At 63.1% G+C, this 778-nt stretch carries 1 protein-coding gene; it reads right to left on the bottom strand.

Annotated features, from left to right (window positions below; genetic code table 11):
• On the bottom strand, window positions 1-771 hold a 771-nt coding region (locus ACOI1H_RS25930), incomplete at its 3' end, for a hypothetical protein (RefSeq protein WP_422441230.1).
• Between the last annotated feature and the right edge of the window lie 7 nt (window positions 772-778).

A 778-nucleotide genomic window follows, 5' to 3' on the forward strand; every position in this document is an offset into this window, starting at 1 on the left:
AGTGAGGTCTTCGCTCACCACGATGGCACCGTGCTTCTCAGCAAGCTTCACCTTTGCGCCCGCGACGAAGCCCAGCCAGTTCTTCTTGATGGCTGCCACCGATGCATAGACGTCGCGCCGCTTCTGCTTGAGCTTGCCGATGCCACCCAGCAGGCGAAAGAACCGGATGTGCATGCGCAGATACCGGGCTTTCTCCAGTCGTGAGGTCGAGAGAGGCACCGGTGCCTGCGGTGCTGGCGCCTCCGGCACCAGCGTCTCCGGGTCAAGGCCCGCAATCGCATTGATCTCCCGGCGGATGCGGGCGAGCCGGTTGTAGTTGCGGTCGATCTCGGAGCGCAACTTGTCGACCGCGGTGGCGCGCTGCCTGATCAGACCCAGAAAGTTGCGGCCGCAGAACTGCATCTCCTCCAGGATCTCGATGTCATCCGTCGAGGCATGGCTCTCCAGATAGGCTTTCGTCTGCGCCTTGCCCGGGCCGGACGCAACGAAGTCCAGGATCTCTTGGTCGATGGGTGTGTGTGATCTTACGACGACCATGCTCGAGGTCTTGGCAAAGCCGAAGTCTTCGCCCAGCACGGTGGTGCGTCCCAGCAGCGTCAAATCACGCGTGGGGCGGGAGACCACGCCGCGCAGGCGGGCGCGTGTTGGCCCCAGCTCGATCGCGAGTGAACTCATCTCCTGATCGGTGCGATCGGAGAACATGCGTGCGACGGGCTGTGTGAGCCTAAAGGTAAGCTCGATCTGTGGGCCGCGGCAGACCGGACCGGTCATGACCAGT

The organism is Loktanella sp. DJP18 (genome assembly GCF_049310965.1).
Classification (GTDB): domain Bacteria; phylum Pseudomonadota; class Alphaproteobacteria; order Rhodobacterales; family Rhodobacteraceae; genus Loktanella.